This window comes from Chromobacterium haemolyticum DSM 19808 (assembly GCF_000711885.1).
Lineage (GTDB): Bacteria > Pseudomonadota > Gammaproteobacteria > Burkholderiales > Chromobacteriaceae > Chromobacterium > Chromobacterium haemolyticum.
Genome location: NZ_KL543996.1, coordinates 37,359 through 43,536, shown reverse-complemented (window position 1 = coordinate 43,536; position 6,178 = coordinate 37,359). Strand labels below are relative to the sequence as shown.

The window sequence follows — 6,178 nt, the reverse complement described above, 5'->3', positions numbered from 1 at the left end:
AAAGAAGCTTCCGCTGCTCAGAAAGCCCAAGCTGCTAAGAAAGAAGCTTCCGCCCCGGCCAAGAAAGCCGAGAAGAAAGATTCCAAAAAAGCCGCTCAGAAAGCCCAAGCCGCTAAGAAAGAAGCTTCCGCTCCGGCCAAGAAAGCCGAGAAGAAAGCTTCCAAAAAAGCTGCTTCCGCTGCCAAGTAATCAGGCGGCAAGCATTGCCGGCACCTCCGGCAATCGCACATAATTCGGGGCGCTTCGGCGCCCCGTTTTCATTTGCAAGGCCACACTCGATGAAACTCCCCCTGCTTGTCCTCAGCCTGCTGCTGGCTCCGCTGGCTTCCGCCGCCCCCAAGATCTCCGCGGAACACAAAATCCTGTTCTTCGGCCAGGACGACCGCGTTCGCACCCGCCCCGACCATCAACCCTGGCTTGCAGTAGGGCAATTGCAAACTCGTTCACGCACCATTTGCACCGGCGCGCTGGTGGCCCGCGACGTGGTGCTGACCGCAGGGCATTGCTTTGTTGACGAGAAAGGCCGGTTCGACCCAGCCGTCAGCTTCACCGTCGGCCTGTGGGGCGACGAATACACCGCCCGCAGCAAAATCCTGGAAGTTCAGGTGGACAAGAGCTTCCTCAAAGGCCTGGACCGCCGGGCGGACGGGCTCTACATCCCCCCGCGCATCGCGCCGCGCGACTTCGCCTTCGTGCGCCTGGCCACCCCGCTGGGCGATACCCAGGGCGTATTGCCGGTCTTCAGCGGCAACGCCAAACAGTTGCGCGAACTGCTGAATCAGCAAAGTTGGACGCTGACCCAAGGCGGCTACCCCATCGACGATCAAAAGCACCTGCTGGTGCATAACGCCTGCAAAGCCACCAAACTGCGCCCCGACGGCCGGCTGACGCACCGCTGCGACACCCTGGAGGGCAATAGCGGCTCGCCTGTGTTCGTGATGGGGCCGGGACAGCCCGTGATCGTCGCGGTGCAAAGCTCCGCCCCCGTCGCCGCGCGACGCAAACAAGAAGACAATATGAGCGTCAGCGCGCCGATGTTCTACGATGCGCTGCAGCAGTTCATTCGCAAGAGCGCCAAGCCATGAAAAAAGCCCCGTTTCCGGGGCTTTTTTATTGAACTGGGCTCGACTCACTCCGCCAGCGCCTGGCGCTGCAGCGCCACCAGCTCGCGGATACCGGAACGGGCCAGGCCCAACATCGCCTGCAGCTCTTGATCGCCAAACGGCTCGCCTTCAGCCGTGCCCTGCACTTCAACAAAACGGCCGTCGCCAGTCATCACCACATTCATATCGGTGTCGCAGTTGGAGTCTTCCGCGTAATCCAGATCCAAGACCGGCACGCCCTGATACAAGCCGACCGAAATCGCGGCCACCTGGTCGCGCAGCGGATTCTCGCTCAACTTGCCCTCGCGCAGCAGCAGGCCGATCGCATCGGCCAAAGCCACATAAGCGCCGGTAATGCTGGCGGTGCGGGTGCCGCCGTCGGCCTGGATCACATCGCAATCAATCTGGATCTGGCGCTCGCCCAGCTTCTCCAGATCCACCACCGCGCGCAGCGAACGGCCGATCAGGCGCTGGATCTCCTGAGTGCGGCCGGACTGCTTGCCGGCGGAAGACTCTCGCCGCATGCGGGAGCCCGTGGAACGCGGCAGCATGCCGTACTCGGCCGTTACCCAGCCGCGGCCCTTGCCCTTCAGGAAGCCCGGCACGCCGTCGTCCACGCTGGCGGTGCAAATCACCTTGGTATCGCCAAACTCAATCAACACCGAGCCTTCGGCATGCTTGAGGTAATGGCGGCTGATCCGCACCGTGCGCAAAGCATCGGCGGAGCGTTGGGAAGGTCGCATCATGTCATCGTCCAGAACGGGAAATGCCGACGATTATAACAGTCGTCGCAGCCGGCGCAGGCGCTCAGTCGTGCTTGCCCGCTACCCGGCTGGCCAGAATCTCCTGATGCATGGTTTCCAGGTTGGAATCCAGAATCATCCGTCCCAGCTGACGCGGCGTCGCCTTCTCGGTGTCCAGCACGTCCTCGCGCTCGCCGTAGTCCTGCGCCTCGTCCAGCAAGGTCACCGCCGCCGCGGACAAATTGTCTCCTCCCGCGCCGGCGCGGCGTTCCGCCACGTTCATCAACGCCGGCAACACTTGGCTGACGTTGCGGCGGACAAACACCTTTTCCAGTTCGGGGTCCATGACTTGCGACCACAGGCCATCTGAACACAGCAGGATGGAGCACCCCGCGCCCACGCTCTGTTTCTCGCCGACATCGATGTCCGGATCGCTGGCCGCCCCCAGACAGTTGTAGATCTTGTGGCGTTCCGGATGCACCTTGGCGGCATCCTCGCTCAACTGGCCCTGATCGATCAGGCGTTGCACCTGAGAATGGTCGCGTGAACGCAGCCGCAGCCCCTTGTCATCCAGCAGATAGAGCCGGGAATCGCCTACATGACACCAATACAACTGACCCTGCTGGATGATGGCGGCCACCACCGTGGTACTTGGCACCTCAGGCAGCCTATGATCTGCGGCATAGTCGAGGATGACCTGGTGCGCGGTGCTCACCGCGTTGACCAGAAAACGGTTGGGATGCGTCAAAAGCGGCGTGGCTTGCTGATAGAACAACTCGCTGAGCAGGTCCACCGTGATCTGCGCCGCCACCTCTCCACGCAAATGCCCGCCCATGCCGTCCGCCACCACCAGCATCACGGCGTCGCGAGAATGCGCAATCACCAACCGGTCCTGGTTATACGCCCTCCCGCCGATTCGGCTTTCCTGATAAATGGATAGTTTCATGCCGATCCCCTCATCATGAGCGTCCGCCAGTCAGATTTTTTATCCATCCCACCCACTTGCTGCCCGCCAACTCTTCCGGCTGACTGTACTCCTCAGCCATCAGACGCTTTTGCAGCTCCGGCACCGTGGCCGGCCTCTCTTCCGGAGACAGCGCCAGGCACTGGTCGGTCAACTCCAGCAACTCGCGGGAATACAAATGACGAAACGCCTTGCTCGCCGGCGTCAGCCTGTCGCTTTCCTTGCGTTCCTTGGAAATCTGCGGCGTACCGCCGCCCATGCAGGCGTAAAGACAGGCCCCCAAGGCGTAGATGTCGGTCCAGGGCCCAAGCGGCGCGTCTTTCTCATACTGCTCGGGCGCGGCGAAACCGGGGGTGTACATCGAGGCGAAATGTTTGTCGCGGCGAGACAGCGTCTGCCTGGCCGCGCCGAAATCCAGCAATAGCGGCGCGCCGTTGCGGCGCACATAGATATTGGCCGGCTTGATGTCCAGGTGCAGCAAACGCTGCAGATGAACTTCGCGCAGCCCGGACAACAGCGCGGCGAACCATTTGCGCAAGCGTCGTTCCTCCAGCCGGCCACCAGCGAGTTCCAGCTCGCGCACCAGCGAACGGCCGTCCGCGTATTCCATCACCATATAAACCGTCTGATTAGCGCGGAAGAAATTAATCACGCGCACCACGGTGGGGTGGGAAATGCCGGAGAGAATCCGCCCTTCCTCAAAGAAACACTTCAAGCCCAGGTTGAAAGCCTCCCGATCCAGTTCGTGCGGCACCGTCACGTGGCCATCCTCGTCCCGCAGCGCCAAATTGCGCGGCAGGTACTCTTTGATCGCGAACTTATTGTCCTGATCGTCCAAGGCCAGATAGACCACGCTGAAGCCGCCCACTGAGAGTTGGCGAACAATCGTGTACTCCCCCAGCCGGGAGCCGGCCGGCAGGGCTGTCTGCTGGTTCGATTGAGTCATGGGATGTCAGTTGTTATAGTGTCCACAGGCCTTGGATTGAGCTTAGCAAAGCAATTCGGGCCCAGCCTTGAGAATGTAAACAATCCGCTCATCTAAGGGGGTGTCTGATGATTTTAAGTATGACAGGCTTTGCCGCAACCAGCAGGGAATTTCCCGGCGGCTTGCTTAGCCTAGAAATTCGCTCGGTCAACCACCGCTACCTTGATCTGCAAATGCGTTTGCCGGAAGAGCTGCGCGTGATCGAACCGCAACTGCGCGAACTGATTTCCGCCAAAGTCAGCCGCGGCAAGCTGGAATGCCGCGTCGGCATCAATCAGGTGGACAGCGCCGTGCCGACGCTGGAACTGAATCAGAGCGTTCTGCAGCGCCTGATCGAAGTCTCCCAGCAGGTGCGTGAGCAGGCAGGGGAAAACCGCGGCCTGTCCGTGGGCGAACTGATGCGCTGGCCCGGCGTGATGAAAACCAACGAACTGGCGCCGGAAGTGCTGCAACAACTGTGCACGGAAAGCCTGACCGTGGCCTTGAAGGACTTCAACGCCTCGCGTAGCCGCGAAGGCGAAAAGCTCAAGGTGGTGCTGGAGGAGCGCATCGCCGGCATGGAAGCCATCGTCGTCGCCATCAAACCCAAGCTGCCGGCCATTCTGGACGCCCATATGTCCAAACTGTCCAGCCGCCTGCAAGAAGCGCTGGGCAATATCGACGAAGACCGGCTGAAGCAGGAATTCGCGCTGTTCGCGCAGAAGATAGACGTCGACGAAGAACTGGCCCGCCTCAGCACCCATCTGAGCGAAGTGCGCCGCATCCTGAAGGCCGGCGGCCAATCCGGCAAGCGCCTGGACTTCCTGATGCAGGAACTGAACCGCGAAGCCAACACCCTTGGGTCCAAATCGGTATCCACCGAAACCACCCAAGCCTCGGTAGAGCTGAAAGTCCTGATCGAACAGATGCGCGAGCAGATCCAGAATATCGAGTAAGCACGGAACCGGCGGCCAAAGCCGCCGCGGCAAGCGTTCCTAGACCTTAGGGAAAGACCAAGACATGACCAAAGCAGAACTGATCGCGGCATTGGCGGAAACATCCGGCCTGAGCAAGGCCGACGTGCTCCGCGTATTGGGCGCTTTTGACGAAGTGCTGCAAAACGCGTTGGCCAAGGGCGATGAAATCACCACCGTGGTGGGTAAGTACAAAGTCAAGGAAAGCGCCGCGCGAACCGGCCGCAACCCCAAGACCGGCGAAACCATCGAGATCGCCGCCAAGCGTAAAGTGGTGTTTCTGCCCAGCAAGCAGTTGAAGGACAAAGTCGCCTGAAGCGTTCTCAGCTCTCACCGCTGTTCGAAAACGGCGAGGCTGAGCCTTGCCGTTTTCTTAAGCACCTGTTCCCGATCTGCTGCGCTGCGTCGATACGGCGAAAACAAGCTCAAAACGCTCATGTCCCCCTCGACCATTCCGCTTTTTTGCTTGTTTTCGCCTTGTCTCGCTCGTGCTCGCTAGATCGGGAACAGACTCTTTTCCGCCGGCTCAGTTCTGCCGCCAGATCAACCTGGCGATCGCCGACGAATCCAACTCGCCCTCGCCCTCGGCCACTAGCTGATCGATCAGGCCCGATACCCGTTCGGCTTCCGGCAAACGGATGCCCTGCTCGCGCGCCGTCTCCAGCACGATGCGCATGTCCTTGGCGTGCAACTTAGCCTTGAAGCCTGGCGCGTAATTGTCATCTATCATCCGCTGGCCGTGGATATCTAGCACTTTGCTCTGCGCAAAACCGCCCAGCAAGGCCGCTCGTACCGGCGCGGGATCGACATTGCAGGCCTGGGCCAGCTTCATGATTTCCGCCACCGCGGCAACCCCGACGCCGACCGCGATCTGATTGCAGGCCTTGGCCACCTGACCGGCGCCGCTGGCGCCGATATGGGTAATGGTTTGCCCCATGGCCTGCAAGGCCGGCCGCGCCCGCTCCAAGGCTTCCGCCTTGCCGCCAACCATGATGGTCAGCGTGCCGTTGACAGCGCCCACCTCGCCTCCGGAAACCGGGCAGTCCAGGAAGTCCACGCCGAAAGACGCCAACTTTTCCGCAATGCGGCGCGCGCCATTGGGTGCGATGGTGCTCATATCGGCGCATACCAGGCCCGCGCCGGCTCCGTGAACCGCGCCTTCCTCGCCCAGCAACACCTGCTCAACATCCGCGGTATCCGACACATTGGTGATCAACAGCTCAACCTGGCCTGCCAGCGCGGCCGGGCTGGCCGCCCAACTGGCGCCGGCCTGCAACACATCCTCCGCCCGTTCGCGGCTGCGCGCCCACACCGCCACCTGATGGCCCGCCTTCAGCAGATTCAATACGCAGGGACGGCCCATGATGCCCAGACCGATATAACCGACTTTCATTTGCGACTCCACGATGAAAACGACGACATTCATCGAG

At 61.2% G+C, this 6,178-nt stretch carries 8 protein-coding genes; 4 read left to right on the top strand and 4 right to left on the bottom strand.

Translation table 11 applies throughout. The annotated features are described in order from the left end of the window. A partial coding sequence (locus BR71_RS24535; RefSeq protein ID WP_043642119.1) for a hypothetical protein occupies nucleotides 1–189 on the top strand: 189 nt, incomplete at its 5' end. 89 nt (nucleotides 190–278) lie between these two features. Beyond that, nucleotides 279–1,085, top strand: a complete 807-nt coding sequence (locus BR71_RS21670) for a trypsin-like serine peptidase (RefSeq protein WP_043642117.1) — start codon at nucleotides 279–281, stop codon at nucleotides 1,083–1,085. A gap of 44 nt (nucleotides 1,086–1,129) precedes the next feature. Here BR71_RS21670 and rph read toward each other — a convergent pair whose 3' ends face one another. The 3 genes from rph to BR71_RS21655 form a co-directional block, all read right to left on the bottom strand. Then, nucleotides 1,130–1,846: a ribonuclease PH gene (gene rph / locus BR71_RS21665; RefSeq protein WP_043642296.1), complete on the bottom strand. Its 717-nt coding sequence runs from the start codon at nucleotides 1,844–1,846 to the stop codon at nucleotides 1,130–1,132. 64 nt (nucleotides 1,847–1,910) lie between these two features. After that, complete coding sequence (locus BR71_RS21660) at nucleotides 1,911–2,792, bottom strand: PP2C family protein-serine/threonine phosphatase (protein WP_043642115.1); 882 nt, start codon at nucleotides 2,790–2,792, stop codon at nucleotides 1,911–1,913. A 13-nt stretch (nucleotides 2,793–2,805) separates the two neighbouring features. Further along, nucleotides 2,806–3,756, bottom strand: coding sequence for a serine/threonine protein kinase (locus BR71_RS21655; protein ID WP_043642113.1), 951 nt, complete (start codon nucleotides 3,754–3,756; stop codon nucleotides 2,806–2,808). Between the two features lie 107 nt (nucleotides 3,757–3,863). Between BR71_RS21655 and BR71_RS21650 the strand changes: the two genes are divergently transcribed. Together BR71_RS21650 and BR71_RS21645 are read left to right on the top strand one after the other, a co-directional pair. Next, entirely contained in the window at nucleotides 3,864–4,730 is an 867-nt protein-coding gene (locus BR71_RS21650) for a YicC/YloC family endoribonuclease (protein ID WP_039756321.1), read from the top strand. A 64-nt stretch (nucleotides 4,731–4,794) separates the two neighbouring features. Then, on the top strand, nucleotides 4,795–5,064 hold the full coding sequence (locus BR71_RS21645) for an HU family DNA-binding protein (protein ID WP_019103810.1): 270 nt from the start codon (nucleotides 4,795–4,797) through the stop codon (nucleotides 5,062–5,064). Between the two features lie 210 nt (nucleotides 5,065–5,274). On the opposite strand, the gene BR71_RS21640 is transcribed toward BR71_RS21645, so the two are convergent. Continuing rightward, entirely contained in the window at nucleotides 5,275–6,141 is an 867-nt protein-coding gene (locus tag BR71_RS21640; protein ID WP_043642111.1) for an NAD(P)-dependent oxidoreductase, read from the bottom strand. Nucleotides 6,142–6,178 lie beyond the last annotated feature (37 nt).